Origin of the sequence: Synechococcus sp. MIT S1220 (assembly GCF_047303025.1) — a bacterium.
Classification (GTDB): Bacteria; Cyanobacteriota; Cyanobacteriia; order PCC-6307; family Cyanobiaceae; genus Parasynechococcus.
On sequence record NZ_CP138939.1, the window covers coordinates 1,359,689 to 1,385,228 of the forward strand.

Here is a 25,540-nt window from a genome sequence, read left to right on the forward strand (position 1 = left end):
CGATGGGATGACGTGTTGCCTTGGTGGGAGATCCTTGTTTTGGTCGCACTTGGCCTCTTCGCGGGGGGGCTGGCGGGGTTGCTCGGGATCGGCGGCGGTTTAATTTTTGCGCCTTTGCTGCTCTGGCTGGATCTCCCTCCGCATCAGGCCCTTGCCACTAGCAGTTTTGCCATTGTTCCCACCGCCTTGGCTGGATCGATCACCCATTTGCGCAGTGGCAAGCTCCCGGTGCGCTCCGGCCTCGCGATTGCTCTGGCAGCGTTTGCTTCAGCCTTGTTGTTCGGTGGATTGGCGGGCCTTGTTTCGGGTTGGGTTTTGCTCGCGATGCAGACGGCCATGTACGTCGTTCTGGCCTGTTCTGTTCGTGTGAAACCTGATGATGAAAATGCTGAGACCGATGTCGACGACAAAGCCCCACTGCTGGCGGGCGTGGGCTGCATCGCGGGATGGAGTGCAGGGATGCTGGGCCTTGGCGGTGGTTTGGTGATGGTTCCCCTAATGAACGGACCGATGGCGGTCCCCATTCATCCGGCTGTGCGGTTGAGCACTGTGGCGGTCTTTTGCTCGGCAACGGCGGCTTCCTTGCAGTTTGTCCATGAAGGGCGGGGTGAGCCTTTGATGGGTCTTCTGCTCGGCGGAGTGGCGGCTTTAGCGGCCCGTTGGACGGCCAGTCGTCTTGATGATTTCGATGCGGTTGTCCTGGTGCGTCTGCTGCGAGGCCTGGCGATCGTTCTGGCGATCGACAGCAGCCGGCGGGCTGTTCAGCTTCTGTTCTGAACATTGCTGTCGAGCAGACCCCAGAAGTTCATATCCAGCTCGTAACCGAGGGCAGCAGCCATTTGAGAGAGCTTGCCGCGCATTGGTATGTCTTCCGCTCTGTAGAAGTCATCGAGAGACATCAACCGATGCGTGATCCAAAGTTCTAGGGCCTGAGGCTCGAAGCGGAGACCCTCGCCACGGTTGAAGCTGTGGGGAACCACCATGGCCACATGGCGGATCAGACTGCCCTGATCACGCTCCAGAACAAGCGGTAACCAGGGAAACCGAGCATCAGCCCGCAAAGACCAGAGTCGTGGTTCGGGGCATTCCGCGAGTTCGCGTGGGTCTTCGGCCTCTCGAGGCCAGTCGAATTGCAGCTGCAGGACGGGGCCGCGCTCCATCAGTTCACCCATGGGCAGCTGGCTGACGCCATCCAGTGGAGTGAGATCGAGATGGCGGATGGCCGCGGCGGTGATCAGAACCGGGTCCATGGACGGGCTGGTGTTGGTGTGACAGGCCTTTGCGAATGATGGCGTGTTAGCAGCCCCTTGAAGAAGAATGGGACCGATTCACAGGAACAGCCTCCATGGACACCGCTCTTTCCGCCCCTGAGATTTTCATTGCACTTGTGGTGGCCGCCCATGCTGCGGTTCTCGCCCTTCGCCTGTCCATCAGCCTCTACGAAGCCTGATCAGCCGGAGCCCTTGGCAGAGAAGGTTCACTGAGCTACAAGCGGTCAGCCTTGTCGTTCAGTCGGCCTCGTCCATGGCTTTTTCAACGCAACGACCGGTCGTCGATGCCGCCACGTTGGCGGCATCGATCCAGGAGCAGACCGACCGTCGAGAGTTGCAATGCAGCGTTATGGCTTTGGCCGTCAAGCTGGGCCTGGTGATGCTTGGTTGCGTCAGCATCGTGCGCCTTTCCATTGCTTATCAGGAGCGACTTGAGCGCCATGGAGAGATTGATGCGGTGGTGACGGTGGAAACAGCCAAGCTCAATACCCTTCAGCAGCGGTTTGATCATTTGTTCAGCATCGGTGGTGATCAGCGATTGATGAGTGAGCAGGATCAATGGATCGCACCCAATCGGCTGAGGATCATTTGGCGTTAGAAAATTGAGATGGCCTTGCCATCAAGATCTCCCTTGTGATGATGATTGAGGGGGGAAAGATTCAACAGGTGTAACAGAAGTAGTGATCAATTCTGGAAAATTGCTGCTTTTGCATTGTCTTGAGAATGGAGTCTAATTTATAGTTTTAGTGTTTTATTTTGATAGGTATAAGCTTTTTTGAGCTGATTGGTTTTAATTCTCATTGGATTGATTGTTTTGTTAGAGATTGAAGCTGAAGCTTTATTCGAATGCTCAGTCCTCAATGCTTACTTTTGGGTGCTGGCGACTCATCGAACCTCAGCGAGTAGTTGTGCATAGGGGCTGTCTTTGTCCGCCATCATCGTGTCGTGTTTTCCCCGTTGGATAACACGACCCTTCTCCAGCACAAGGATGAGATCGGCATCGCGAATCGTACTGAGTCGATGGGCCACGATGACCTGGGTGCATCCACGCAAATTGAGATTTGAAATCACCTGCTGTTCTGTTTGCGCGTCCAGGGCTGAGGTGGCTTCATCCAGGATGAGGATGCTTGGATTCTGGATCAAGGCCCGTGCAATTTCCAAGCGTTGGCGCTGACCGCCAGAGAGATTACGACCACCTTCAGAGAGCATCGTGTCAAATCCTTCTGGAAGGGCTTTGATCACATCAAGAATCTCCGCATCACGGCAGGCCTCGAGAAGATCGGCGTCGGGAATGGTTGTGTTCCACAGCCTGAGATTGTCTCGAACACTGCAGCCGTAGAGATCAATGTCTTGCTGAACCATTGCGAGTGAATTGACCATCACATCACGGGGAACATCAAGCAACTTGATGTTGTCGAAACGGATGTCTCCCTCCAACGGTTGAATTAGCCCTGCAATCAGTCGGGCAAGAGTGCTCTTGCCACTGCCGCTGCCACCAACGAGTGCGATTCGCATGCCAGGTTGCACGCTGAGTGAAAAACTATCGAATAACGGCGGCTGAAACGGACTGAACCCAAACTGCAGATCATTGACCTCAATGCTGCCGCTTAAGCGCGTCAGTCCTAATTGACTTCCTTTGGAAACGCCACTGGCTAGAAGTGGATCACGTGGTTGTTCCAACACGTCCTCAAGCCGGAGAACCCCGGCCTCGAAGGAGGGAAGTTCTTGGAAAAAACTGATGACTTCCTCGATCTTCGATTTCAAACTGAAAGCGATTGTCTGGGCAGCCAGTAACATCCCAAGCGTTAACTGTCCTTTGATCACAAGCAGGAAGCCCAGCAACAGAATGGCCACCTCATTCAGTGTGGTCATCGCGGTGGGAATCAACCGAAGGCGTGCATCCCGTAGTTGAAGATCTTGAAGGGTATTGAGAAGACGGCTTTGAAACCCTGCATAGCGACGGAAGACGTCGTTTTCGATGGCCGATGCTTTGATTGTTTCAATTTCCTGAATCGCGCCAATTAATACAGCGCTGCTTTTGGCTGAATCTTTTTCAATGGCCAGGTTGCCATCTCTCTGCACACGTAGATTCAGCTGGACAACAATTGCATTGACCGCTGTTGTGCTTAGGATTAATAATCCTAGCCATGGGCTGTAGAGAAAAGTGAGGATAAGATAAAAGACGAGTAAAACTAATCCCGTCGTGGTTGGTATTAGCTGGCCACCAATGAATTCCGCTACCATTGAATTGATGTCCATACGCCCCGCGATATCAGCCACGTGACGTTGGCTGTAAAAGCGATCTGGTAAGGATAAAACCTGTTGTTCGAAGCCGATTGCAAATCGGCGTGTTAGGCGTTTCTCCAAGCTGCGGGTTCCCACCAGTTGAAGGTGCTGAAGAAGCACTTGGGCCCCGATGGTCATCGCCATCGCCCAGAGCATCGGTTTGAGCCAATGATCCATCGTGTTCCCGATCACTTCATCCAGGTAGATCTGGGCGAACACGGGCATGACCAGTTGCGGCAGAATTAGCAGTAGGCCAGCCAAAAGAATGAACAGTGCTCCACCCGGTTCGGTCATGAGTCGACGGAACACAATTGGCCAAACCGACGGTGCCTTTCCCCCCCGTTCGAAGTCGGGACCGGGTTCAAAAGTGAGAACAATGCCTGTGTAGCTGTAATCAAATTCTTCAAGGCTGACCGTGCGCGGCCCTAACGCAGGATCATTCAGGGCAACACGATCACCGACAAATCCTTCAAAAACCAGAAAATGATTGAAATCCCAGAAGAGGATGGCAGGCGGTTTGAGTTTGGCCAGCGCTGTCAATCCTTTTTTAAATCCTTTCGCTGTCATCCCGAGGCTTCGCGCCGCCAGGATCAACGTGGCGGCATCACTCCCATCACGTGAGACACCGCATAGCTCCCGAAGCTGCACCAGTGGCACATAGCGGCCGTAATACTGAAGAATGATTCCGAGGGATGCAGCACCACATTCGGTGTTCTCCATCTGCAACAGGGTCGGTGTCGAAACCCTTCGACTGAACAGGCCCTTCAGCCCGTATCCGTGATGCCCCCACATCAGTAGATCCCTGTTAGATCGCGAAGGATTGGAATCACGTAGCTGATTGGCCTTCGTTCCTCCACCAAAACCCTGACCGCGGTTGGGGTCCCTGCTGTGAGCTTCAGATCAGGTCCTGGGCCACCCCCCCAGTTGAAACCACTCACCGTGGATGGATCACGTTCAAGTGTGGTGACCACTTCGATCAAGGCACCTTGGGTATTCGCTCGAACAGAATCAAGGAGCGACTTTTGGCCAAGACGTTTCACAAGAGCTTGTTCGGTGACGGGAAGATTCCGGATCGCAAGCACTGTTCCCTCAATGCCGCCATGCCGTTGTTGTTTAGCGCTGTCGGGCGTGATGCGCACGTGTTGGCCAGGGCTCAGGCGTTTCCCATCTCCAGCACGAAAAAACGCCAAGCTGTCGAGTTTTGTGGAATTTGGCTGAGTATCCAACAAAAACATTGTGCTCCCTGATTGCACCACTTCGCCCTGATTCACGCTGCGGTCAATGACACAACCATTGAGCGGAGCCCGAATCGTGGCTGTCCGGGCGATTTCCTGTCCCAGCGAGCGAATGCGAGTCTTCAACATCGTGATTTCACGTTCCCGTTGGCTGTTACGAGAGGTGAGATTGTCCTTCAAGCTGCTCAATTCTTTATTGCGCCGGTTGATGTCATCAAGGGAGAGGGCCCCGATGGTCGCCAACCCTTTGATGCGTGTGATTTCATCCTCTAATTGATCGAGTCGGATCTCCCCAAGCTCGTCTTCTTGCTTGTCCTGGCTGATTAATTGCTGAAGCCGGATCTTGGCTTGATCTTGTTCTGTTTCTTGTCGAACAGGATCAACGCGGGCCATTTGTTGACCTTGCTCTACGCAATCGCCAACCTGAACGGATAACGATTGCACTTGACCATTGATTTCGCTTTGAACCTGTGTGAGGCTATTTTTCCGCACCAGAACACCGCGTCCGTCGATTCGTACAGGAAGGCGTCCACAGATGGACCAGATCAGGATGGCCGTACAGAAACCTCCGAGTGACAACAACAGCAACCATTGACTGGGTCTGAGTAACTGCAACGGCTGGTCAAGCTTCTCCGGGCTGCTGAGCGCGTCGAGTGCAGATTGACGAAAAATGCTCATGTGATCTGACGCTCCATCATCTGGAAAAACAGCCCTCGATTGCCCATTAAGGTGTCGCATGTTCCTTGCTCTTCCACTTGTCCATTCGCAAGGACGACGATTTGATCAGCGTTCTTAATCGTGCTGAGCCTGTGGGCGATCACGATGCGTGTGATCGCCAAGTTGTCGAGACTTTGGGTGACGATGGCTTGGCTGCGGTTGTCCAATGCACTGGTAGCTTCATCAAAGATCAGGATCCTGGGGTTTCGCACGAGCGCTCTTGCAATGGCCACCCTTTGACGCTGTCCGCCGGACAGCGTTCCGCCTCCTTCCGTCACGACGGTTTGAAGCCCCATGGGCATTGAGCGGATTTCATCGGCCAGTCCAGCCAGTTCTGCTGCATGCCATGCCATGTCTTCATCGATCACACTGCCACCGGCAATCGCTTCAATCAATGTGCCGCTGAAGAGCGTGTTGTTCTGCAGAACCGTTCCGATCTGGCGACGAACACTGTCGAGGCGGAGACCATTTAACGGTTGACCGTCAAATCGAATTTCGCCGTTTTGTGGAGCTGCAAATCCAAGCAACATGCGCACAATCGTTGACTTCCCAGACCCTGATGGTCCGACGATTGCCAAAAACTGCTGGGCTTTGGCCTCAAGACTCACATGATCGAGAACAAGGGGTAGGTCGGGGGCGTAGCGATAGCTGATGCGGTCCAATCGGATATTGCCTTCAAGTTGACTGGCTTCCTCGAGAACATCTGTTGCTTCAGGAGTTGCATCCAGGATCGGTCGAGCGCGTTCATAAATGACAGGCATGTCGAAGGCGCCGATCAGCAAACCCGCAAAGCCAGCAGTTGCTCCGATGAAGGTACCGAAGGCTGAGAAAAAACCAAGCAGTTGGCCGACATTGGGGGCATTGAGATTGGGCGAGTTGGCCGCCTCCGCGATCAATCGTGTGATCACGATGTAAATGAGAAGGTTGCCCAGGTTGGGCATCACATTCTGGAGTAGCGATGCATTCGCTTCCTTGATATCGAGGGCATTTTCGAGTGAAACGATGCGTTGGAACTTTTCGCCCCACCAACGCGCGGCCGCTACTTCTGCCCCTGCTAAACGCAACTTGGAAACGGAAGCAAGTAATTCCAAATTGCGACTTTGTGCATCCGCTTCCACTTCTTCTTGCCGGCGTTGCAGCGGCCGTGATTGCAGCCCAATCACAGCTGTGGGAATCAAAATCAAACCAGCCACAACAAGGGCGAGCGCTGTGAGTTTGACGCTGATCCGCAGCATGAAAAGGATATAAAGGCTTGTGAGAACGAGGCGTAGAAGTCCACCCTCCAGAAGGGTCTGAATCTCTTCTCGTAGCTCTTCGATGGCTGAAAAACGCAGCTGCAGATCACCGATGCTTCGCAATCGAAAAAATTCGGTTGGAAGGCGCAACAAACGATGGATGGCTGCCAGTTGCGAGCGCACGGCCCCACGTTGCTGGCTCAATTGCACGGCCCGACTTTGAACCCACTCCATGCACACCCGTGTGATGCCGGCGGCGATCAACACGATGCTGATTTGGATCAACAGGTTGAAATCCCGATCTGGCAATGCCTGATTGGTGATAACGGTGTTGAACGTGGGTGTGAGCAGCGACAGCACGGTCGACAGCAGCATTACGCCAACGCCAAGGCGCAATCCACCACTCAGCAATCCAAGGCTTGTTCCTGCAAGTACGCCGGTAATTCCGAGTCCGAAAATCCAACGTGCTGCTCCCACGTCACGACCAATTGCAAGGAGGAAGCCGATCACCACTCCCAGAAGCAGGCCGCCGACGACAAAAGCCGCAGTGTTTTTCGGCGTGCCATAGGCGAAGCGAAGCAGGCCAATGGTGCTCAGGTCCTTTGTTTGGAACGCTGGACTGAGAGCGACCATGCGTGGATTCAGCTCCTCGAGAACCTCTTGGCAATCCTCCAAAGGCAAGGCCTGGCCCATTCGCGACGGAGCCCAGACCAGGTAGCCCTGGCTAGTGGACTTGAGCACAAGCGGTGAATCCTGCGCATCCTGGAGAAAGCCAATTAGATCACCGCAGTCCTGTTTCAAGGACTGCGCGTCGATCAAAACATCTCGGCCGAAGAGATCGGTGCGTTCGAGCAATTGCTGCAATCGCCGCCTTGGGTTGGCATCCGGATTGCGTGGAGGCAAGGGGGGCGTCTGCGTAGGGCGCAGCAGACCTAGACAACGAATCAAGGGGTCTTCACTGCCGACATCACGAATGACAACCCCAGCATTGGCTGACCCCGGATCAACGGCTTGATCGACGGATTCCATCGCACGGAACAAACGCGCTTCACTGCCGTCATCAAGATGTTGATGCACCTTCAGTTGGTGATCGACTCGTCTCTGAGCGTCGAGATGCAACTGGAGCAGGCGCTTCTGCAAGTCGGCGCTGGTTGGGAGCGCACCATCGGATGGCTGCTGCTGTTTGCGGAGACGTTCCTCCAGCCAGCGACGGCCCTCTTCGTCGATGAACCTACTTTGATCGAGAGTTAGCGTTTTACGTTCGTTGACGAGTTCAATCAGACAATCGTCGATTGCGCTCAGATAGAGCTGGATCTCGTTGTCTTCAAGCTTGGGAAACCCTGGAAAGACAATGCTTCGCTCCAAGCGAAAGAAAGCAAAGTCATTGGCGCCCTTGGTAACAAGTAACAACTCCCCTTGAGAGATTCGAAAAGCCTGTTTAGGCCACGTTTCACAGCTGCCAGCAGGAATTTTCATGACGTAAATTCCTGACGATCTCGTGCCTGGTGGCACAACCAGTCGAAGTAACGGGCTGCACGACTTGCTCCTTCCAGTTGCTCTAGATCGAGTTGATCAAGTTCGGTTTCTGCTTGACGACTCAGGTCTGCCAGTTGATGGCTTTGCAATTGATCTCGACTTCTTTGCGACAACATGCAGGCAAGGCCTCGGTAGAAGCGGGAAGACAGACCAGGGTCTGAGTCGAGCATCTGGGTTAATTGGAGTCTGTCAATCGCGAGAAGATCCAATCCTGATCTGGCTTGAATACTGGCTGAGGCCTTGTGTTGTTCTGGGAGAAGAAATGTCATTTCTCCCAGGACTTCGCCTCGTCTTGAACTACCCACGGGTTGATCTTTGCCCGCAATGGAGACAGAGATGTCTGCTTCGCCAGCCATCACGATGTACAGCGATGGAACTGGATCGTTATCTCTGAGAAGAATGTCACCTGGAGACAGGCGATGACGTTGCCCAAGATTTGCGAGGCGATGGACGTCGCGTTCATCAAGGCCTGCAAACAGAATAAGAATTTTCCTGAGAGGTTCGATGGCGCCAATATCCTGGTTGAACCGATGAATCCAAGTATTTTGTTCCTTGATTTGTAGGGCTAATTTTTCTGCAATTAAGCGATAAAACTGGCTTGCAAAGCCCGGTTCATTCTTTACTTTCTCGTCAAGTTTTGCTCGGGGAATCGATAGAAGCGTTGATCGGGAATGCACCTCAACAGTGGCGACGGGCGGACGTTTCTCCAGCCAGCTCATTTCCCCAGCAAGGGCACCTTGCGTGAGCGTGGACAGTTCCTCGCTGCTCTTGCGTGCTGATTGCGTTACGACGCCAAGTTCTCCATCAATGACAATGAACAGCTGATCGCTGGCGATGCCCTCGCGGAGTAAACAAGTTCCCCTGTCTTCAATTGATTCGTTGCCAAGTTCACGAAGTTGGGAGACCAGCTCCGCTGTGCACCGTTCAAAAAGGTTGAAGGTGCTCATGGACGCGGTGCGGCGGTGAACATTCAGTGCGCCATCTCTTTCATCAGGTTAGTCATGCCGGCTTGGATGTAAACGCAGCTGATGGCGAGCAGTGGCTTCACGGCTTATTGAGAATCAGGTCTGTTATTTGCTGCATTAATGCATCGATTTGGTCGTTTGTTTGGATGAGTGGTTTGTTATTTTGTTGAGGTAGTTGCCTTGAATGGTCGTCGCTTGGAGGCGGATTCTTGTTTGTGGGAGCAGATGTTGTGGCTTGCTGCTGACGAATGGAAAATTTTTTAAGCAAGTTTTGTTTTGTTTGACCATGCTCTGTTGTTTCTGGTTTCAAATCAAGGGTCGAAGCGGTTTTGATTTAGAGCGGGTCTTTGTGATCTTGATTTTGATTCTTTGGCTTCATCGCTCTGGGCCTGTCATTACTTCGTCTGCTGCTGTTGATTGGCTGGATGCAGCTGTCTTGATGCAGCCGCCCTGGAGTTTGCATGCGGTGGCTGGCGTGCAGCATTTGATGTCTTCCGTCGTAGTGGTTTGCGCTTCGCCGGGCAGACTGAGGTTCATCTTGCCCTGTTCCGCCTGATGGCAACCCCTGGAACCGTTCTGATCACCGGTACCACTTCCGGCGTCGGTTTGAACGCCACCAGGGCATTGGTTGCCCAGGGCTGGACGGTGATTACGGCGAATCGGAGCCCTCAGCGTGCCGCCGCCGCAGCGGATGCTCTGGACATCCCAAAGCAGCGTTTACGCAACGTGTTGATGGATCTTGGCGATCTCAACAGTGTGCGAAGGGCTGTGGAGAGCCTTTCGGATCCAATTGACGCACTGGTGTGCAATGCCGCGGTTTATAAGCCAAAGCTCAAACAACCAGAGCGTTCACCCCAGGGATATGAAAATTCGATGGCCACTAACCACTTTGGTCATTTTCTGTTGGTTCATCTGCTCTTGGATCGGATCAAGGCCTCCAGCCATCCTTCCAGGCGAGTGGTGATTCTCGGCACGGTGACGGCGAATTCGAAGGAACTGGGAGGCAAGATTCCGATTCCAGCTCCTGCAGATCTCGGCGATCTGTCCGGATTTAAGGCGGGCTTCAAGGCTCCGGTCTCCATGGCCAGCGGTCGGCGCTTCAAGCCCGGTAAGGCTTACAAAGACAGCAAGCTGTGCAACATGATCACCACACAGGAGTTGCATCGTCGGCTTCACAGCGAAACAGGAATTGTGTTCACATCTCTCTATCCCGGATGTGTTGCTGACACGCCCCTGTTCCGGAATACACCAAGGGCATTTCAGAAGATTTTTCCTTGGTTCCAGAAAAACATCACGGGCGGATACGTCACCCAGGCCCTTGCGGGAGAACGGGTGGCGCAAGTCGTGGCCGATCCGGATTTTTCAGAATCAGGCGTGCACTGGAGTTGGGGGAACCGTCAGAACAAAGAAGGCGAGCAGTTCAGCCAGGAACTGTCGGATAAGGCCACTGATCCAGACACGGCGCACCGCGTCTGGGACTTGTCGATGACCCTCGTCGGTCTGTGATGCAACGCGCTTAGTCGAAGCCCAGCAGATCAAAGATCTCCCGATCCTTCAGTGATACGGCCTCCAGGGGCTCCACCTTGTCCAGCATGTTCTGAGCTAAGCGCAGATACTCCTTGCGAACCGCCTGTACAGCCTCGTCCTCATCGTCCATTTCGAAAATGGTGCATTTCTTCAGACGTGAGCGGCGGATCGCATCCACATCCTTGAAATGGGCCATGGTGCGCAGCCCTGTACGGGCATTGAACTTGTCGATCTGATCAGTGTCCGCTGAGCGATTGGCAACGACACCCCCCAAACGCACTTTGTAGTTCTTGGCCTTCGCCTGGATCGCTTGCACGATGCGGTTCATCGCAAAGATCGAATCGAAATCGTTCGCCGTCACAATCAGGCAGTAGTTGGCATGTTGCAGAGGTGCCGCAAAACCGCCGCACACCACATCACCCAGCACATCGAAGATCACCACATCGGTGTCTTCCAGCAGATGGTGCTCTTTGAGAAGCTTCACGGTCTGACCAGTCACGTAGCCGCCACAACCGGTGCCAGCTGGAGGGCCGCCGCTTTCCACACATTGCACACCGTTGAATCCGCTGAATACGAAATCCTCGGGTCGAAGCTCCTCGCTGTGAAAATCCACTTCCTCGAGGATGTCGATCACCGTCGGCACCATCTTGTGAGTGAGTGTGAAGGTGCTGTCGTGCTTCGGGTCGCAGCCAATCTGCAGAACCCGCTTGCCCAGCTTTGAAAAGGCAGCGGAGAGATTGGATGACGTTGTGGATTTTCCGATGCCGCCTTTGCCGTAAACGGCGATCACAAGAGTTTCCTCTTCGATGTTGAGCGAGGGGTCCTGATGGACCTGAACACTTCCATCGCCGTCGGCCGGCCGCGTCAGGGTCGTGGTCATGCAGCGACCTTCTTGTGGGGTATCAATATCATTCAACATCAGCCGATGTGCATCGGCTCAAATTGACCAGGAATTGAAAGATCTTCGCGTCGAGCTGACACGGGATCGCAGAATTTCTTCACCTCGACTGAAAAGAATTGAGTCAAATTGCTCATGCCTTGTAGTGCGCTTTTGCGTCATACAGCGTCTCGCTGCTGATCTTGTGGCACCCCACTTGCCGTGCATAGGCTTCGGCGTTTCGTCGGACTTTGCCGCGCACGAAGAACGGGATCTTTTTCAGTTCTGCTTCTCCATCATCGGTCCAGACGACTGCATCGGGATCCACACTTGCTTGGGTTGAAGCAGGGGTGTTGGGACTGGATTTGGAGCTGGCTCCAGAGCCTCCCGCGTGGCCGAGATGGCTTTGATGCCCATCCACGAATTCAAAGTCATGGCGGAACATTCCGATCAGGTGTTCCTCCAATCCCATCATCAGCGGGTGGACCCAGCTGTCAAAAATCACGTTGGCTCCCTCCCAGCCCATCTGAGGGCTGGTTCGGGCAGGAACGTCCTGAACATGCATCGGCGTGCTGATCACTGCGCAAGGGATGCCAAGACGTTTGGCGCTGTGCCGCTCCATCTGCGTTCCCAACACCAGTTCCGGTGCGGCCTCCGCCATCGCTGCTTCAACGGCCAGATAGTCATCGCTGATCAACGCCTCAAGGCCCAAGGCTTTGGCTGCTGCTCGCACCGGCCTGGCCATCTCCCGGCTGTAGGTACCAAGCCCTACCACTGAAAAGCCGAGCTCCTCCTCGCAGATTCTCGCTGCGGCAAGGGCATGGGTCCCGTCCCCGAAAATGAACACTCGCTTGCCCGTCAGGTAGGTGGAATCGACGGATTCCGAATACCAGGGCAGCCGGGAGCGTTGGTGTCCCTCGCGACGGTCCGGTGCCTCCAGCCCCAGCAGACCGTGAACTTCAACGAGGAAATCGTGGGTGGCACCGATTCCGATCGGAACTGTTCGGCTGAATGGGATGCCGAAATGGCGTTCCAGCCAGCTGCAGGTTGATTCCGCGACCTCGGGGTAAAGGCACACGTTGATGTCGGCGCTGGGGAGCCTCTGGATATCCGCAACACCGGCGCCCAATGGGGCGACCACGCTCACATCGATCCCATGCATCGTCAGGAGACGTTGCACTTCCAGCACGTCGTCACGGCAGCGAAATCCCAGGAGCGACGGCCCCAGCAGGTTCACCCTCGGGCGACGTCCTTCGGCTTTCCAGGCCAGCGGGTCATGGTTGACCTGTTCCGGAAGCTGCTGTTTGAGCAGTCCGCGCACCAGTTGATAGAAGGTCTCTGCAGCCCCCCAGTTCTCCTTTTTGCTGTAAGCCGGCAGCTCCAGGCTCACCACCGGCAGGTTCAGGCCCATGCCGTTGGCCAGGGCACCCGGTTGGTCTTGGATCAGCTCGGCTGTGCAGCTCTCGCCTACGAGCAGGGCATCCGGTTGAAACCGGTCAACAGCCTCCTGCACGTGGCGCTTCACCAGCTCGGCGGTGTCACCGCCAAGATCACGGGCCTGGAAAGTGGTATAGGTCACCGGCGGTCGCTGTCCGCGACGCTCGATCATCGTGAACAGCAGATCGGCGTAGGTGTCTCCTTGAGGCGCATGGAGCACGTAATGCACCCCGTTCATGGAGGCGGCGATGCGCATGGCGCCCACATGGGGGGGGCCTTCGTAGGTCCAGAGTGTGAGTTGCATGGGCTCAGGCGTGAACGGGATCTGCTGGGCTGGAATCGATTCCGAAGGACGGATTGAGGCCCGGTTCAATCCGTTGTCGACGGCGCAGTGGTCTGGAGAACAGCTCGGCTAGCTCACCCACCTGGTCGATGCCGTGGATCGGACTGAACACCAGTTCGATCGACCACTTTGTCGCGAAGCCCTCGGCTTCAAGGGGATTGGCCAGTCCCATCCCACAGACCACCAGATCCGGATCACTGGCCCGGACTCGGTCGAGCTGCCTCTCGACGTGCTGACCTTCCATCACCGGTGTGCCATCCGGCAGCATCGCCAGTTCCGCTGCCATTTGCTCACGGTTCAAGTAGGGCGTGCCCACCTCGAGCAGCTTCATGCCGCATTCCCGTTGCAAAAACCGGGCCAGCGGAAGTTCCAGCTGGGATTCCGGCAGCAGGAAAATGCTCTTGCCCTGCAGCACTTCGCGATGGGGAGCCAAAGCAGCCTGGGCGCGTTTTACCAAGGGCTCCAGCACCGCATTCACCGTGGTGCCTGGAACAGCAAAGGCCTCGGCCGCAGCTTCCATCCAGCGTCGACTGCCCTCGATCCCCAGTGGGAAGGGCGCCGTGAGGATCGTGGCCCCCCTGTGTTTCAACAGTCGAGCCGTTTCCGTCAGGAAGGGTTGGGTGAGCAGCACCGTTGTGCCAGGACCCACTGGCGGCAAATCAGTGGACTGTCGCGGAGGAAGACTTTGAACATTTTCAATGCCCAGTCGCCCGAACAGGTTGACCAGCCTGTCTTCAACAGCATCAGCCAACGTTCCAACCATCAGCAGCTGGCGTTGATCGCTTTTAGGTAACAGCGGCACCAGTGCTGCGAGTGCACCGTCCTCCCCCTGCGTGAAGGTGGTCTCGATGCCGCTGCCCGAGTAGTTCACAACACGAACCCGGCCCTGGAGGTCGTCGTTCAGCCGTTCGGCCGCCCGGGCCAAATCGAGTTTGATGACTTCGCTTGGGCAGGATCCCACCAGGAAAAGGGTGCGGATTTCGGGTCGACGATTCAACAGATCCCGACAGACACGATCCAGCTCGTCGTGCGCATCGGCCAGACCCGCCAGATCACGTTCGCTGAGAATGGCTGTGCCGAATCGTGGCTCAGCGAAAATCATCACGCCAGCGGCGCTCTGAATCAAATGGGCGCATGTGCGTGATCCAACCACCAGAAAAAAGGCGTCCGGCATGCGCCGATGCAGCCACACAATTGAGGTGAGCCCGCAGAACACCTCCCGCGGTCCTGATTCCTTCAGCAGCGTTGGGCCGGGCATCGGCCCCTCCTTGGCGAGGGTCTCTCTTCAAGTTGCAGTAAAAATGCCCTTGGTGGCCAGAGGTTCCCCAAACTCTTTGGGATCGGGATGTGGGATGGTCCACAGCCACGACAATCCTGCGATGTGTGCACGGTGCTGTTGTCGGTGCTGTTCTTCAGCGGGCTCTTGGCAGATGAGGCTGATGCATGGGCCTTTGGCCTGCGTATCAGTTAACGCTTGGGGGGAACTAAATCCAACCTGCTGCCAACAATCTGAATTCGGGGGTTGATTGACTCGGCGATCTTTCTGAAGCTTTGATACCGATTGTCATGTTGGGCCCATGGACAACGATGTGGCCAGATCACGTTGACAGTGCCGACGTTGTGAACGCTACGGCGTCAACCGATCAAGGAATGATGTTTTTCATGTGTCTTCCATGAATCAACAGACAAGGTTTTCAATTCCTGAGCTTATGTTGTCCCAATGATAAGAGTTATAGGGATGTCTCAGATCCCCTTCACAGATGGGTTTCGAGGACATTTTGAGCGAATACCAGGGAAACAAGTGCTTCGCTGGAAGCAATAAGGTAATCCGGTTTGCGTTGTGAATCGTTCTTGACCTGGAAGTCGAAGGGTATGCGGTAATTGTTTTTATGAAATCATAATTGTGGTGGAGGTTTGATGAATTTAATCTTTGCGTTGATCGCTTTGTGCTGACGGATGATAAAGTCTGGAGATATCATATAAGACATCGATCGAATTGCCCTCGTTAGCAGTTCGATCGATCAAAGATCGATCATGTGAGACATCTTGAATCGCTTTTTTACTTCAGAGGCGCCGACGGAAACCGTCTTGCTTGAACCCGGATGCTTCGTTGCCCGTCTCCTCCACTCGGCTGAGTCTCCAGACATTGCGACTGACACGCTTGGCGAGCAGACCACCGCGTTCGACCCGCTCTTTGCCAGGTCGGGCGCCAAGCAGGGTGGTCACTTCAGCTGTGCTTAAGGGTGCGCCCGTGTCGATCGCAAGTGCCGTGAGTTCCAGGCGCTGCTTCAAGGCACGCAGGCCATCGGCGTTACCCCCAGCTGTGGTTTCAAGCCAAGGAAGATCCATCTTCCCTTCTTCGGCGAGGCGCTGCATCAGACCAAAACTCACCATCCCCAAGGCCTGATCGGCATTCATTGGAACGGGAGGCGGGGACTGATCAGAGAGCGCCATGGTCGCCGGGGTGGATGGCCGGACGGTATCGGCTCTCCTCGGGAGCGCAAGACTTCGCCGGTTGTGGGGGCATTCGTTCAAAAGTTCATAAATCCTCCGGTACACTCCCCGCCATGACCCGATTCGCCAGCTTCGAGGCCCGGGAGAGGCGGCGCGGTGGAAGCGCTCTCGTGACCGGCACTGAGGTGCACCCGATGCCGGGTGGTGCGAGTTGTGTTGTCACAACGGATTCAGAATCCCCTCGGCTCAAGCGTCAGAACAGTCACGTTCAGTCGATTGAGCTCCGAACCCATGTGTTCATCGATTCCCTCCAGCCGCAACTAGCGGCCTACATGGGTTCGGTCAGTCAGGGGTTCCTGCCGATCCCAGGAGACGCTTGTCTCTGGATGGAGGTCTCCCCTGGCATGGCAGTGCATCGTGTCACCGATATCGCTTTGAAGGCCAGCAATGTGCGCCTCGGTCAGATGGTCGTTGAGCGCGCTTTTGGATCAATGGCGCTCTATCACAGGGATCAGAGCACTGTCCTGCATTCCGGCGATGTCGTCCTAGAGGCGATTGGAAGTTCGATCGATCAGCGCAGTCCTGCGGAGGTGAGCTGGACAGAGGTGATTCGAGCGATCACCCCTGATCATGCCGTTCTGATTAATCGGCAGAACCGGCGTGGCTCGATGATCGAAGCCGGTATGAGCATGTTCATTCTTGAAACGGAGCCAGCCGGCTACGTGCTGATCGCAGCCAACGAAGCTGAAAAAGCATCGAACATCACTCTTGTGGATGTGAAGGCCGTTGGTGCCTTCGGACGGCTCACCCTGGCCGGCCGGGAAGGTGATGTTGAAGAAGCTGCGGCAGCTGCCATGCGAGCAATCGACATCATCAACCGCCAATCGTTCCCCAGCTGAACACCCTTGCGTTGAACGGAGCGTGTTGCTGAACTCAGTTCAGCTTTAGAAGTCTGCGCAGGTCAGCGGCCAGTGCTCTCGCTGCTTTGCCTCGGCTCCCCAGTCGTGTCAACTGGGCGTGGTTCATTTCTCCATAGGTGCACTGCGCTTCGCGAACCCACAGCAGTGACTCGTAGCAGCCGTTGGGATAGGCAGGGCTGCTCAGGAGTTCACCCCAGCAGACGCCTTCGGCGCTTGCGACGCACTGACCGCTTGGATCACTGATCACCATGGTGCTTCTGAAGCAGGCGCTTCGGTAAGGAGTATCTCCAAGCTCTGAAAGCAAGCGCTGGATTTTGGCGGCATCGCTGTCTGCAAAGCGCGCTGAGAAGAGGCCAGGAGCGCCTCCAAGGGCGTCGACTTCTAGCCCTGAGTCATCAGCAAGGGCCCAGCCATTCGTTCGCTGTGCAGCTGCTACGGCTTTTAAAGCTGCATTCTCGGCGTAGGTCGCGCCTGTTTCCTCCACATCCAGGTCGGCAGGCTGCCGACAAACGTGGATCGGCAGGGGGCCGAGCATCGCTTCTATTTCGGCAACCTTGACTTGATTGCCGGTTGCGATGGTCAACAGTGGACGCAAGGACTTACCTGAACTAGCCGGCCATTGTGATGGGTTGGGGTCGTTAAGGACTAATCAATATGACGGCGAGTGGTGTGAAACGGGATGGGTTGAACATTCCACACCTCGGCAAAGCCTCGGGCCCGTTTCACGAACGGAAGTTATGCAGTACGAGCCAGTACGACAACCTTCTGTTTGCAGCTCATCACAGGAATTCCCACAGCAGTTCAGAACAGTTGACGACTGGGTGATAAGCCCTGCTTATCATGTTCACTATGGACAGTGATTGAGGGATCTTGCCAAATCGCTTGACGGGAGAGGGTGTCGCAGACCAATCTCTGCGGCGAACATTCCACCCCTTTCCCCGGTAGGCAATGGCTAACGAAACCATGGGCATCGCCCTCGGCATGATCGAGACCCGCGGTCTGGTCCCCGCCATCGAGGCAGCTGATGCCATGACCAAGGCTGCTGAAGTGCGCTTAATTGGTCGTGAGTTCGTCGGCGGCGGCTACGTCACCGTTCTGGTCCGTGGAGAGACTGGCGCTGTCAACGCTGCTGTCCGTGCCGGAGCTGACGCCTGTGAGCGTGTGGGCGACGGCCTTGTGGCTGCCCACATCATTGCTCGCCCTCACCGTGAGGTTGAGCCTGCTCTGGGCAATGGCAACTTCCTCGGTCAGAAGGACTGAGATCTTCCGCTGAGCCTCTAAAGAGGAGGCACGCGAACGTCTCACCCCCCTCACCGACCTTACGGAATTAACCCATGAGCAAGAAGTACGACGCTGGGGTCAAGGAGTACAGGGACACGTACTGGACTCCTGATTATGTTCCCCTAGATACAGATCTCCTGGCCTGCTTTAAGTGCACCGGCCAGGAAGGTGTTCCCAAGGAAGAAGTGGCCGCCGCTGTGGCTGCTGAATCGTCCACTGGCACCTGGTCCACTGTGTGGTCCGAGCTCCTCACCGACCTCGATTTCTACAAGGGCCGTTGCTACCGCATCGAGGATGTCCCTGGAGACAAGGAATCCTTCTATGCCTTCATTGCCTACCCCCTCGACCTGTTCGAAGAGGGATCGATCACCAACGTTCTGACCTCACTGGTCGGCAACGTTTTTGGTTTTAAGGCTCTGAGGCACCTGCGCCTGGAAGACCTGCGCTTCCCGCTGGCCTTCATCAAGACCTGCTACGGCCCGCCGAACGGTATCCAGGTCGAGCGCGACCGGATGAACAAGTACGGCCGTCCTCTGCTGGGTTGCACCATCAAGCCGAAGCTCGGCCTGAGCGGTAAGAACTATGGCCGTGTCGTTTATGAGTGCCTTCGCGGCGGTCTGGACTTCACAAAGGACGACGAAAACATCAACTCCCAGCCGTTCCAGCGCTGGCAGAACCGCTTCGAATTCGTTGCGGAAGCCATCAAGCTGTCCGAACAGGAGACCGGTGAGAAGAAGGGTCACTACCTGAATGTGACCGCCAACACACCGGAAGAGATGTACGAGCGCGCTGAGTTCGCCAAGGAACTCGGCATGCCGATCGTGATGCACGACTTCATCACCGGCGGTTTCACGGCCAACACCGGTCTGTCGAAGTGGTGCCGCAAGAACGGCATGCTCCTGCACATCCACCGTGCCATGCACGCGGTGATCGACCGTCATCCCAAGCACGGCATCCACTTCCGAGTCCTCGCTAAGTGTCTGCGCCTGTCCGGTGGTGACCAACTCCACACCGGCACCGTGGTCGGAAAGCTGGAAGGTGATCGTCAGACCACCCTCGGCTACATCGACCAGCTACGCGAATCCTTCGTTCCTGAAGATCGCAGCCGTGGCAATTTCTTCGATCAGGACTGGGGTTCCATGCCTGGTGTGTTCGCTGTTGCCTCCGGCGGTATCCACGTCTGGCACATGCCAGCCCTGGTTGCGATCTTCGGCGACGACTCCGTTCTCCAGTTCGGTGGTGGTACCCACGGTCACCCCTGGGGTTCTGCCGCAGGTGCTGCTGCCAACCGTGTGGCCCTCGAGGCCTGCGTCAAGGCCCGCAATGCTGGTCGCGAGATCGAGAAAGAAAGCCGCGACATCCTCATGGAAGCCGCGAAGCACAGCCCTGAGCTGGCGATCGCCCTCGAGACCTGGAAGGAGATCAAGTTCGAGTTCGACACCGTCGACAAGCTCGACGTTCAGAACTGATCAGCTGATCGTCTCAACGGCCGATTGATGCAATCGGCCACCCCTTTTTCCTTACACCCAGGATCCCCATGCCTTTCCAGAGCACCGTGGGTGACTATCAAACAGTCGCCACCCTGGAGACCTTCGGCTTTCTCCCGCCGATGACCCAGGACGAGATCTATGACCAGATCTCCTACATCATTGCCCAGGGTTGGAGCCCGCTCATCGAGCACGTTCACCCCAGCAATTCCATGGCCTCTTACTGGTCGTATTGGAAGCTTCCCTTCTTTGGTGAGAAGGATCTCAACCTGATCGTCAGTGAGCTTGAGGCTTGCCATCGCGCTTACCCCGATCACCACGTTCGCATCGTCGGCTACGACGCCTACACCCAGAGCCAGGGTTCCTGCTTCGTGGTCTTCGAGGGGCGCTGATCCCTCGACCTAATTGGTTCTGAGCCCTGACTTCAGTTCAGGGCTCCAGCTTTTTTCGAAGGGCAGGAGTCCCTTCACTTCACGACGACACCCCTGGGCGGACATGGCAAGACTTTCCAGTCGCGAACTCGCACTTGAGCGCCGCAAGGCACTGACCACTTCCGGTAAGAAGTCGCCTGCTGCCGCAGCTGTCAGCGCCAACCGTGTGCGCACAGCGGCTGACGCTCGTCCGACGCGCACCAATGCGAACCCTGCTGACGAACCGGTTACGCGGGCGTCGACCGCATCCGTTGCTGTAGCTCCGCAACGACCGGTCGCTCCCCATCGCACCGTCAGTTTCACCACAACTGCTGTGTCTCGCTCCTCCACGGTGAAGCCCCAGAAACATCCCAGCCGAGAGCTTGTTCTGGCTCGTCGTGACGCCTTGTCCCGCCGTGGAAAGACGGCCGATACCAGTCGAGATCGAAATCGTGCCGATGTGGCGCGACACGCCAAAGCAGCACCACAATCCTCAGCGACCTCAGACGACAAAAAGGGTTGCGGTTGTGGTGGTTCACGCGCGGCTGAAAAATCCGCTCTCAGTTCCAGAGCACCGCAACTGAGCCTGCGCATTGATCGTGCACCAGCCGGTGAGCGCCGATCGGCATCCCCCAAGCGCCGGGCGATCGAAAATCCAAGTCGAGCCCTTGTTCTGGCTCGTCGCGTGGCGATGTCCAAGCACGGCAAAACAGCTGGTAAGCAACCCACCAGCGCAGCCGCCGTTGCACGGCAAGCCAATCCAGACCTCACCAGTCGCGAATTGGCTCAACAGGTGCGCGAGCTGCGCGCCAAGGCGGGTGCTCGCAACAAGCAGAGCGCCGGTATTACACGTCCAAGCGGACCCAATCGCCATGGTGCCAAGCAGGCTGCTGCGGCAGATGCTCACTGGAAAGTTGGTGAGAGCACCACGTCATCCGGGCAGACGGTGACCGGTACCCAGGCCAACAGGTCTGTGAAGACCACCGGCAACGAAGCCAGCACTTGCCGTTCAATCACCGGTACTGAATATCTCGGGTCGGAAGTCTTCCAGACGTTCTGCCAGTCTCCGCCCGAACTCACCACACCAGCGAAGGTGCGCGTCAGTTCCACCAGTCATGGAAACCGTGTCACCGGAAATGAAGTTGGACGTTCAAGCAAGGTCACAGGTGATGAGCCAGGCACCTGTAAGACGGTGACCGGCACGGAATACATCTCCGCGAATCAGGCAGCGAACTACTGCGGAGGTGGCAATCTCTCCCCCCGCAAAGTCGGCCACAGCCTCACTGAGCAGGGACGCCCCGTCAGTGGTGTGATGGTTGGTCGCTCTTCCAGCGTGACCGGCGATGAAGCCGGTGCAAACCGCGCTTTAACAGGTGATCAATATCTAGGTTCCGATCCCTTGCCCGATGGTCGACCAGCGGCCAAGGTCGGTTTGTCAGCCACCCTGTCCGGCTCCGGCGTCACCGGCACCATGGTGGGCCGTTCCTCCAGCGTCACCGGTGATGAGTTCGGCTCATGCCACCGTGTCACCGGCGACCAGTACATCAGCGCCGAGCAGGTCAATGCCTTCTGCGGCGGCAAGACTGAGCCTGAGGCCGCCAAGGTTGGTTTCAGCATTACCAATCGCAACCAGGTGGTGAGCGGTACACGCACCGGGCGTTCCGATCGTGTCACCGGTGATGAGCCAGGAACCTGCAAGGCGGTCACAGGCACTCCCTATGCAGGACTCGAGGATGCTGGTCAGCATTGCGGCACCCCTGCAGTGCAGGCGATCCGAGAGCGCACTCCAGTGCGTCCTGGTACACCTGCAGCGCCAATGACCGGTCTTCAGCCTGGTATTGGTGGTGTGATGACCGGTGCCGAACGCGGTGCCTGCGAAGCGGTAACCGGTACGCCTTATGTGGGTGCTGATCAACTCGCATCCACTTGCGGTGCTGATGCACCTGCCGGTACTGAGACTCACGCTGAAGTCCCTGAAGGGGCTGCCTGGACGCGTTTCAGCGTGATGTCACCAGCCCGTGCAGCCCAGCAGCAGCGCGACACACGAAATGGTGTCACCGGAACCACCTATGAGCAGGGGAATCGCATCACCGGCCCTTTTGACATGGCGGGCGGCAAGGTGACCGGCACCGAGCAGTTCCGCTTCGACAATCGCGAGTTCCAGAACCGGCAATCCCGTCAGTTTCAGCCAACACCACCCGTCGCTGTTGCAGAACCTTCTGACGCCACTCCTGCATCCCGGGTTACGGGTGAGGGCTCGTCCACCAAGGTCACAGGTGATGACTGGGACCGCGGTGAACACGTCACCGGCACAGAAGGAGCATCCGCCCGTCGTCGTAATCCCTCCCGTCCAGGCCCGATGAGCGCGATGGCCCCCTATGAGCGCAAGCGCAATGAAGAGATCGAGTGGCCCGTCAGCCGTGTCACCGGTTCCAGTGGAAACACGGAGAAGGGATCGCTGATCACGGTTTCTGGCGGCGCACGGGGTTGATCGGCTGATGGTTCGCTCCATGCCCTTTTCCGGCGGGCGAGCACAGGCCCCCACCGCTCCGTCCCGTCGACAGCGCTTCCAATCTGAATCGCGCGCTGATCAAGCTGATCAAGATTCCACAGCGGCCACTTCGTCAACGATGAGCCCGCGCGAACTCGCCCTTGAGCGCCGTCGTGCCCTCACCAGTGCTGGAAAGGCTGCGGTGCTTGCTTCAGGCACCGTTGCTGGTGGCCGAATTCGCACCAGTCAGGACAATCGACGTCCGGTTCCTCAGCAACCCGGCTGGGTGCGACGTGACAGCAAACGATCGGTGTCGCGTCCAGTTCCGTTCAACCTGAGCCGATCATCTCTGCCGATCACGCATCGGCAGCATCCGCTCACGGACGCGACAGCGAATGGTGTTCTTCGGGCTTACGAAGATGAGGTGAAGGGCCGCTTTGATCGGATTGTGCCCTTGTTGCAGAAGGTGTCTGCTCTCCAGCACGACACTGATTTCATCGAGCAGGCCCAGCGCATGACCCGGGCCGAACTGGGTTTCGACCTGCCACAGCATGTGCTCGACAAATCATGGGTTCGGCCACTGGACATGCGTGCCCTGTTCGCATGGTGCGTGTTTGAGTCCCACCGCTTGTTCAGTGATCGATTTTTTCAGGACGATCCCCTCTGTGGTGCCTCAGGCAGTGAAGCTGCTCATCGGTTCGAGCAGTTTCTGCTCGAGTGCGGAATTCATCTTCTCGATGTGAGTCCCTGTGCTGATGGTCGTCTGGCGCACAGCGTCGCTTACGCCCTGAGGATTCCTTTCAGTGCAGTTCGTCGCCGCTCCCATGCCGGAGCGATGTTCGATGTGGAGAACACCGTCAACCGTTGGGTGAAAACCGAGCACCGCCGCTATCGCGAGGGGGTACCCAACCCCGCAACGGAACCCACTCGATATTTGAAGGTGGTGACCTACCACTTCAGTTCCCTCGATCCCCTTCACCAGGGATGTGCTGCCCATGGAAGCAATGATGAACTCGCCGCTTCCGCAGGCCTTCAGAGACTTCTTGATTTTCGTGAGACGGTTGAGAACAGTTTCTGTTGTGGTGCCTCGGTTGACCTGCTCCTGATCGGTCTCGACACCGACACGGACGCCATCCGGGTGCACTCCCCGAATCGTGACAGCGAGATGGTTCTTGATCAGTGGGTGTGTGCCCGCGATCTGCATTCCGCAACGGCATCGATGACAGCGGATCAAGCCCAGCAGGTGGTCAGTGATGCGGTTGCATCCGCGGCTCCAGGACCGATGGAACAAGGCATGCAACGGTTCATCACGCAGCTCCTGACCAACAATTTTTCCCAGATCGACTACGTGCAGGATCTGCATCAGGGCCCTTACCCCGATGCAGGCCACGCCGAGCGTTTCATTGGGGTTGGCATTGGTTTCAAGGAGGTTCATCTGCGCAACCTCACCTATTTCGCCCATCTCGACACGGTTGAAGAGGGCGCACCCGATCTGGATGTTGGCGTCAAGATTTTCAAGGGGCTCAACGTCTCCCGCGATCTACCCATCCCCATCGTGGTTCGCTTCGATTACTCGGGTCGTGTGCCCGGAGCCCGGGAGCGGGCGATCGCCGACTGCCAACGGGTCAATGAAGCGATTGCAGCTCGCTATTCCGAGCTCGTTAAAGATGGTCTGCTTCATACCTGTCTCACGATCCGGGACCGCCATCAGACCGCACCAGCCGAAGTCGTTGGTTCCACTCTCGACCCTCAGATCCAGGAGGCTCACTGATCATGCTGATTGTCAAGGTCATCAAGCCACTTGTCTCCACCAACCGGATTCCGGATTTTGAACACAAACACCTGCAGGTGGTTCAGGACGGCAGTGCCAAGAAGGTCGCGGTGGATGCCGTCGGTGCCAAACCCGGCGATTGGGTGATCTGCGTCAGCAGTTCAGCTGCCCGGGAAGCTGCCGGCAGCAAGTCTTATCCCAGTGATCTCACCATTGTTGGGATCATCGATCACTGGGAACCTGATCCGCCCAAGACCGCAGCTCCTGCCGCGACGCCCACCGCGGCACCCGTTGCGCCTCCGAAGGCTGCACAATCTCCGCCTTCCCAGGCCGCGCCTGCGAGTCAACCACCAGGAGGCAGTACCAGCTGATGGAAATCATGCAGGTGATGGGAACTCTCGTGTGCACCTATCGGGTTGCAGGACTCGATCACATGCACCTGCGCATTCTCCGCAACAACAAAGGCAAGAAGCTCGTTGCAGTGGATCCTGTTGGTGCCCGTGAAGGCAACTGGGTGTTCACAGCGAGTGGTTCTGCTGCACGCCATGCCTGTCCCGACAACACCGTCCTGACCGATCTGACGATCGGCGGAATCATCGACTTCTGGACGCCGGACGGATAAGGATCTCCACTCCTGTTCCTCCGCTTCCGTTCCGCATCCACCTCTTCTTTTTATGGCTACTCCATCACCCACACCAAGGCGCCGCACAACCCGCAGCTCCGCTGCCGCCAAGACGGTCAATGTGACCCCGGTCAGCAGCGGTTCCAGTGATGGAGCTTCTTCCCAAACGAAGTCTTCTGCGCCCAGCTCATCACGTCCGACCGCGTCCCGAGGCAGGCCGTCTCAAGCAGGCAAGGGTGGTGCCATCGCCAAACCATCAGGGAGCTCCGCGGCGATCGCTCCATCTCCGGTCAGCGGCATTGCCCTCGGCATGATCGAAACCCGCGGAATGGTTCCGGCGATTGAAGCGGCGGATGCGATGACGAAAGCGGCAGAGGTGACCCTGATCTGCCGTGAGTATGTCGGTGGTGGGTACGTCACCGTCATGGTCCGTGGAGAAACGGGAGCCGTCAACGCCGCTGTCCGTGCTGGTGCCGATGCCTGTGAGCGCGTAGGAGATGGCTTGGTTGCTGCTCATATCATTGCTCGGCCTCATCAGGAGGTGGAGCCTGCCCTGGAACCCAGCGGAGCCCTGCGTCGCAGCTGAGTTGTTCAGACCAAATCAAGCGCTTTGACATAAAGCGCTGCAAAACGCAAACACCCGCTTAGATTCGCCGGCCAGTACAGGACAGGCCC

At 56.7% G+C, this 25,540-nt stretch carries 25 protein-coding genes; 14 read left to right on the plus strand and 11 right to left on the minus strand.

Going from position 1 to position 25,540, the window contains the following annotated elements; translation table 11 throughout:
* Positions 1-12 precede the first annotated feature (12 nt).
* Positions 13-777: a sulfite exporter TauE/SafE family protein gene (locus tag SIB64_RS06735; protein ID WP_413442477.1), complete on the plus strand. Its 765-nt coding sequence runs from the start codon at positions 13-15 to the stop codon at positions 775-777.
* Here SIB64_RS06735 and SIB64_RS06740 read toward each other — a convergent pair.
* Positions 762-1,250 (minus strand): CRR6 family NdhI maturation factor, encoded by a 489-nt coding sequence (locus SIB64_RS06740; protein ID WP_413442478.1) that lies wholly within the window; start codon positions 1,248-1,250, stop codon positions 762-764. The genes SIB64_RS06735 and SIB64_RS06740 overlap by 16 nt on opposite strands.
* 95 nt (positions 1,251-1,345) lie before the next feature.
* Here SIB64_RS06740 and psaM point away from each other — a divergent pair, with 95 nt between their 5' ends.
* Complete coding sequence (gene psaM, locus SIB64_RS06745) at positions 1,346-1,450, plus strand: photosystem I reaction center subunit XII (protein WP_413442479.1); 105 nt, start codon at positions 1,346-1,348, stop codon at positions 1,448-1,450.
* Positions 1,451-1,524: 74 nt separating this feature from the next.
* Positions 1,525-1,869, plus strand: coding sequence for a hypothetical protein (locus SIB64_RS06750; protein WP_413442480.1), 345 nt, complete (start codon positions 1,525-1,527; stop codon positions 1,867-1,869).
* Between the two features lie 287 nt (positions 1,870-2,156).
* On the opposite strand, the gene SIB64_RS06755 is transcribed toward SIB64_RS06750, so the two are convergent.
* The 5 genes from SIB64_RS06755 to SIB64_RS06775 form a co-directional block, all read right to left on the minus strand.
* Positions 2,157-4,349: an NHLP family bacteriocin export ABC transporter peptidase/permease/ATPase subunit gene (locus SIB64_RS06755; RefSeq protein WP_413442481.1), complete on the minus strand. Its 2,193-nt coding sequence runs from the start codon at positions 4,347-4,349 to the stop codon at positions 2,157-2,159.
* The gene (locus SIB64_RS06760; RefSeq protein ID WP_413442482.1) at positions 4,349-5,470 is read right to left on the minus strand and encodes an HlyD family efflux transporter periplasmic adaptor subunit; all 1,122 of its coding nucleotides are present in this window, start codon (positions 5,468-5,470) and stop codon (positions 4,349-4,351) included. Before SIB64_RS06760 ends, SIB64_RS06755 begins: the two co-directional genes overlap by 1 nt.
* Positions 5,467-8,220, minus strand: coding sequence for an ATP-binding cassette domain-containing protein (locus SIB64_RS06765; protein ID WP_413442483.1), 2,754 nt, complete (start codon positions 8,218-8,220; stop codon positions 5,467-5,469). Before SIB64_RS06765 ends, SIB64_RS06760 begins: the two co-directional genes overlap by 4 nt.
* A complete protein-coding gene (locus SIB64_RS06770; protein WP_413442484.1) occupies positions 8,217-9,227 on the minus strand; it encodes a cyclic nucleotide-binding domain-containing protein in 1,011 nt (336 codons plus the stop codon). The genes SIB64_RS06765 and SIB64_RS06770 overlap by 4 nt, the downstream gene beginning before the upstream one ends.
* A 97-nt stretch (positions 9,228-9,324) precedes the next feature.
* The gene (locus SIB64_RS06775) at positions 9,325-9,555 is read right to left on the minus strand and encodes a hypothetical protein (protein ID WP_413442485.1); all 231 of its coding nucleotides are present in this window, start codon (positions 9,553-9,555) and stop codon (positions 9,325-9,327) included.
* Between the two features lie 245 nt (positions 9,556-9,800).
* On the opposite strand from SIB64_RS06775, the gene SIB64_RS06780 reads away from it, so the two are divergent.
* Positions 9,801-10,751, plus strand: a complete 951-nt coding sequence (locus SIB64_RS06780) for a protochlorophyllide reductase (RefSeq protein WP_413442923.1) — start codon at positions 9,801-9,803, stop codon at positions 10,749-10,751.
* Between the two features lie 10 nt (positions 10,752-10,761).
* On the opposite strand, the gene bchL is transcribed toward SIB64_RS06780, so the two are convergent.
* The 4 genes from bchL to SIB64_RS06800 all read right to left on the minus strand — a co-directional run bounded on the left by bchL (position 10,762) and on the right by SIB64_RS06800 (position 15,883).
* Positions 10,762-11,652: a ferredoxin:protochlorophyllide reductase (ATP-dependent) iron-sulfur ATP-binding protein gene (bchL, locus tag SIB64_RS06785; RefSeq protein ID WP_413442486.1), complete on the minus strand. Its 891-nt coding sequence runs from the start codon at positions 11,650-11,652 to the stop codon at positions 10,762-10,764.
* A 151-nt stretch (positions 11,653-11,803) separates the two neighbouring features.
* Positions 11,804-13,390: a ferredoxin:protochlorophyllide reductase (ATP-dependent) subunit B gene (locus SIB64_RS06790; protein ID WP_413442487.1), complete on the minus strand. Its 1,587-nt coding sequence runs from the start codon at positions 13,388-13,390 to the stop codon at positions 11,804-11,806.
* A 4-nt stretch (positions 13,391-13,394) separates the two neighbouring features.
* Positions 13,395-14,687, minus strand: a complete 1,293-nt coding sequence (locus SIB64_RS06795) for a ferredoxin:protochlorophyllide reductase (ATP-dependent) subunit N (protein ID WP_413442488.1) — start codon at positions 14,685-14,687, stop codon at positions 13,395-13,397.
* Positions 14,688-15,493: 806 nt separating this feature from the next.
* Positions 15,494-15,883, minus strand: a complete 390-nt coding sequence (locus tag SIB64_RS06800; protein ID WP_413442489.1) for a hypothetical protein — start codon at positions 15,881-15,883, stop codon at positions 15,494-15,496.
* Between the two features lie 113 nt (positions 15,884-15,996).
* Between SIB64_RS06800 and SIB64_RS06805 the strand changes: the two genes are divergently transcribed.
* Positions 15,997-16,782: a BMC domain-containing protein gene (locus SIB64_RS06805; RefSeq protein ID WP_413442924.1), complete on the plus strand. Its 786-nt coding sequence runs from the start codon at positions 15,997-15,999 to the stop codon at positions 16,780-16,782.
* Between the two features lie 34 nt (positions 16,783-16,816).
* Here SIB64_RS06805 and SIB64_RS06810 read toward each other — a convergent pair whose 3' ends face one another.
* A complete protein-coding gene (locus tag SIB64_RS06810; protein ID WP_413442490.1) occupies positions 16,817-17,398 on the minus strand; it encodes a non-canonical purine NTP pyrophosphatase in 582 nt (193 codons plus the stop codon).
* 59 nt (positions 17,399-17,457) lie between these two features.
* Between SIB64_RS06810 and SIB64_RS06815 the strand changes: the two genes are divergently transcribed.
* From SIB64_RS06815 to SIB64_RS06855, 9 genes are all read left to right on the plus strand, one after another.
* Positions 17,458-17,628 (plus strand): hypothetical protein, encoded by a 171-nt coding sequence (locus tag SIB64_RS06815; RefSeq protein WP_413442491.1) that lies wholly within the window; start codon positions 17,458-17,460, stop codon positions 17,626-17,628.
* A gap of 123 nt (positions 17,629-17,751) precedes the next feature.
* Complete coding sequence (locus tag SIB64_RS06820; RefSeq protein ID WP_006169870.1) at positions 17,752-18,063, plus strand: BMC domain-containing protein; 312 nt, start codon at positions 17,752-17,754, stop codon at positions 18,061-18,063.
* Between the two features lie 74 nt (positions 18,064-18,137).
* The gene (locus SIB64_RS06825) at positions 18,138-19,553 is read left to right on the plus strand and encodes a form I ribulose bisphosphate carboxylase large subunit (RefSeq protein ID WP_413442492.1); all 1,416 of its coding nucleotides are present in this window, start codon (positions 18,138-18,140) and stop codon (positions 19,551-19,553) included.
* 68 nt (positions 19,554-19,621) lie between these two features.
* A complete protein-coding gene (locus SIB64_RS06830; RefSeq protein ID WP_413442493.1) occupies positions 19,622-19,963 on the plus strand; it encodes a ribulose bisphosphate carboxylase small subunit in 342 nt (113 codons plus the stop codon).
* Between the two features lie 103 nt (positions 19,964-20,066).
* Entirely contained in the window at positions 20,067-22,472 is a 2,406-nt protein-coding gene (locus tag SIB64_RS06835; protein ID WP_413442495.1) for a CsoS2 family carboxysome shell protein, read from the plus strand.
* Positions 22,473-22,479: 7 nt separating this feature from the next.
* A complete protein-coding gene (locus SIB64_RS06840; RefSeq protein ID WP_413442496.1) occupies positions 22,480-24,243 on the plus strand; it encodes a carboxysome shell carbonic anhydrase in 1,764 nt (587 codons plus the stop codon).
* A 2-nt stretch (positions 24,244-24,245) separates the two neighbouring features.
* Positions 24,246-24,614, plus strand: a complete 369-nt coding sequence (locus tag SIB64_RS06845; protein WP_413442497.1) for a carboxysome peptide A — start codon at positions 24,246-24,248, stop codon at positions 24,612-24,614.
* Positions 24,614-24,865, plus strand: coding sequence for a carboxysome peptide B (locus SIB64_RS06850; protein WP_413442498.1), 252 nt, complete (start codon positions 24,614-24,616; stop codon positions 24,863-24,865). The genes SIB64_RS06845 and SIB64_RS06850 overlap by 1 nt, the downstream gene beginning before the upstream one ends.
* A gap of 52 nt (positions 24,866-24,917) precedes the next feature.
* Complete coding sequence (locus SIB64_RS06855) at positions 24,918-25,451, plus strand: BMC domain-containing protein (protein ID WP_413442499.1); 534 nt, start codon at positions 24,918-24,920, stop codon at positions 25,449-25,451.
* Positions 25,452-25,540: the final 89 nt, after the last annotated feature.

Excerpts from the sequence above, each read along its gene's own strand:
- SIB64_RS06740 (WP_413442478.1), bottom strand. The coding sequence starts at position 1,250 with ATGGACCCGGTTCTGATCACCGCCGCGGCCATCCGCCATCTCGATCTC.
- psaM (WP_413442479.1), top strand. The coding sequence starts at position 1,346 with ATGGACACCGCTCTTTCCGCCCCTGAGATTTTCATTGCACTTGTGGTG.
- SIB64_RS06750 (WP_413442480.1), top strand. The coding sequence starts at position 1,525 with ATGGCTTTTTCAACGCAACGACCGGTCGTCGATGCCGCCACGTTGGCG.
- SIB64_RS06755 (WP_413442481.1), bottom strand. The coding sequence starts at position 4,349 with ATGTGGGGGCATCACGGATACGGGCTGAAGGGCCTGTTCAGTCGAAGG.
- SIB64_RS06760 (WP_413442482.1), bottom strand. The coding sequence starts at position 5,470 with ATGAGCATTTTTCGTCAATCTGCACTCGACGCGCTCAGCAGCCCGGAG.
- SIB64_RS06765 (WP_413442483.1), bottom strand. The coding sequence starts at position 8,220 with ATGAAAATTCCTGCTGGCAGCTGTGAAACGTGGCCTAAACAGGCTTTT.
- SIB64_RS06770 (WP_413442484.1), bottom strand. The coding sequence starts at position 9,227 with ATGAGCACCTTCAACCTTTTTGAACGGTGCACAGCGGAGCTGGTCTCC.
- SIB64_RS06780 (WP_413442923.1), top strand. The coding sequence starts at position 9,801 with ATGGCAACCCCTGGAACCGTTCTGATCACCGGTACCACTTCCGGCGTC.
- bchL (WP_413442486.1), bottom strand. The coding sequence starts at position 11,652 with ATGACCACGACCCTGACGCGGCCGGCCGACGGCGATGGAAGTGTTCAG.
- SIB64_RS06790 (WP_413442487.1), bottom strand. The coding sequence starts at position 13,390 with ATGCAACTCACACTCTGGACCTACGAAGGCCCCCCCCATGTGGGCGCC.
- SIB64_RS06795 (WP_413442488.1), bottom strand. The coding sequence starts at position 14,687 with ATGCCCGGCCCAACGCTGCTGAAGGAATCAGGACCGCGGGAGGTGTTC.
- SIB64_RS06800 (WP_413442489.1), bottom strand. The coding sequence starts at position 15,883 with ATGGCGCTCTCTGATCAGTCCCCGCCTCCCGTTCCAATGAATGCCGAT.
- SIB64_RS06805 (WP_413442924.1), top strand. The coding sequence starts at position 15,997 with ATGACCCGATTCGCCAGCTTCGAGGCCCGGGAGAGGCGGCGCGGTGGA.
- SIB64_RS06815 (WP_413442491.1), top strand. The coding sequence starts at position 17,458 with ATGACGGCGAGTGGTGTGAAACGGGATGGGTTGAACATTCCACACCTC.
- SIB64_RS06820 (WP_006169870.1), top strand. The coding sequence starts at position 17,752 with ATGGCTAACGAAACCATGGGCATCGCCCTCGGCATGATCGAGACCCGC.
- SIB64_RS06825 (WP_413442492.1), top strand. The coding sequence starts at position 18,138 with ATGAGCAAGAAGTACGACGCTGGGGTCAAGGAGTACAGGGACACGTAC.
- SIB64_RS06830 (WP_413442493.1), top strand. The coding sequence starts at position 19,622 with ATGCCTTTCCAGAGCACCGTGGGTGACTATCAAACAGTCGCCACCCTG.
- SIB64_RS06835 (WP_413442495.1), top strand. The coding sequence starts at position 20,067 with ATGGCAAGACTTTCCAGTCGCGAACTCGCACTTGAGCGCCGCAAGGCA.
- SIB64_RS06840 (WP_413442496.1), top strand. The coding sequence starts at position 22,480 with ATGGTTCGCTCCATGCCCTTTTCCGGCGGGCGAGCACAGGCCCCCACC.
- SIB64_RS06845 (WP_413442497.1), top strand. The coding sequence starts at position 24,246 with ATGCTGATTGTCAAGGTCATCAAGCCACTTGTCTCCACCAACCGGATT.
- SIB64_RS06850 (WP_413442498.1), top strand. The coding sequence starts at position 24,614 with ATGGAAATCATGCAGGTGATGGGAACTCTCGTGTGCACCTATCGGGTT.
- SIB64_RS06855 (WP_413442499.1), top strand. The coding sequence starts at position 24,918 with ATGGCTACTCCATCACCCACACCAAGGCGCCGCACAACCCGCAGCTCC.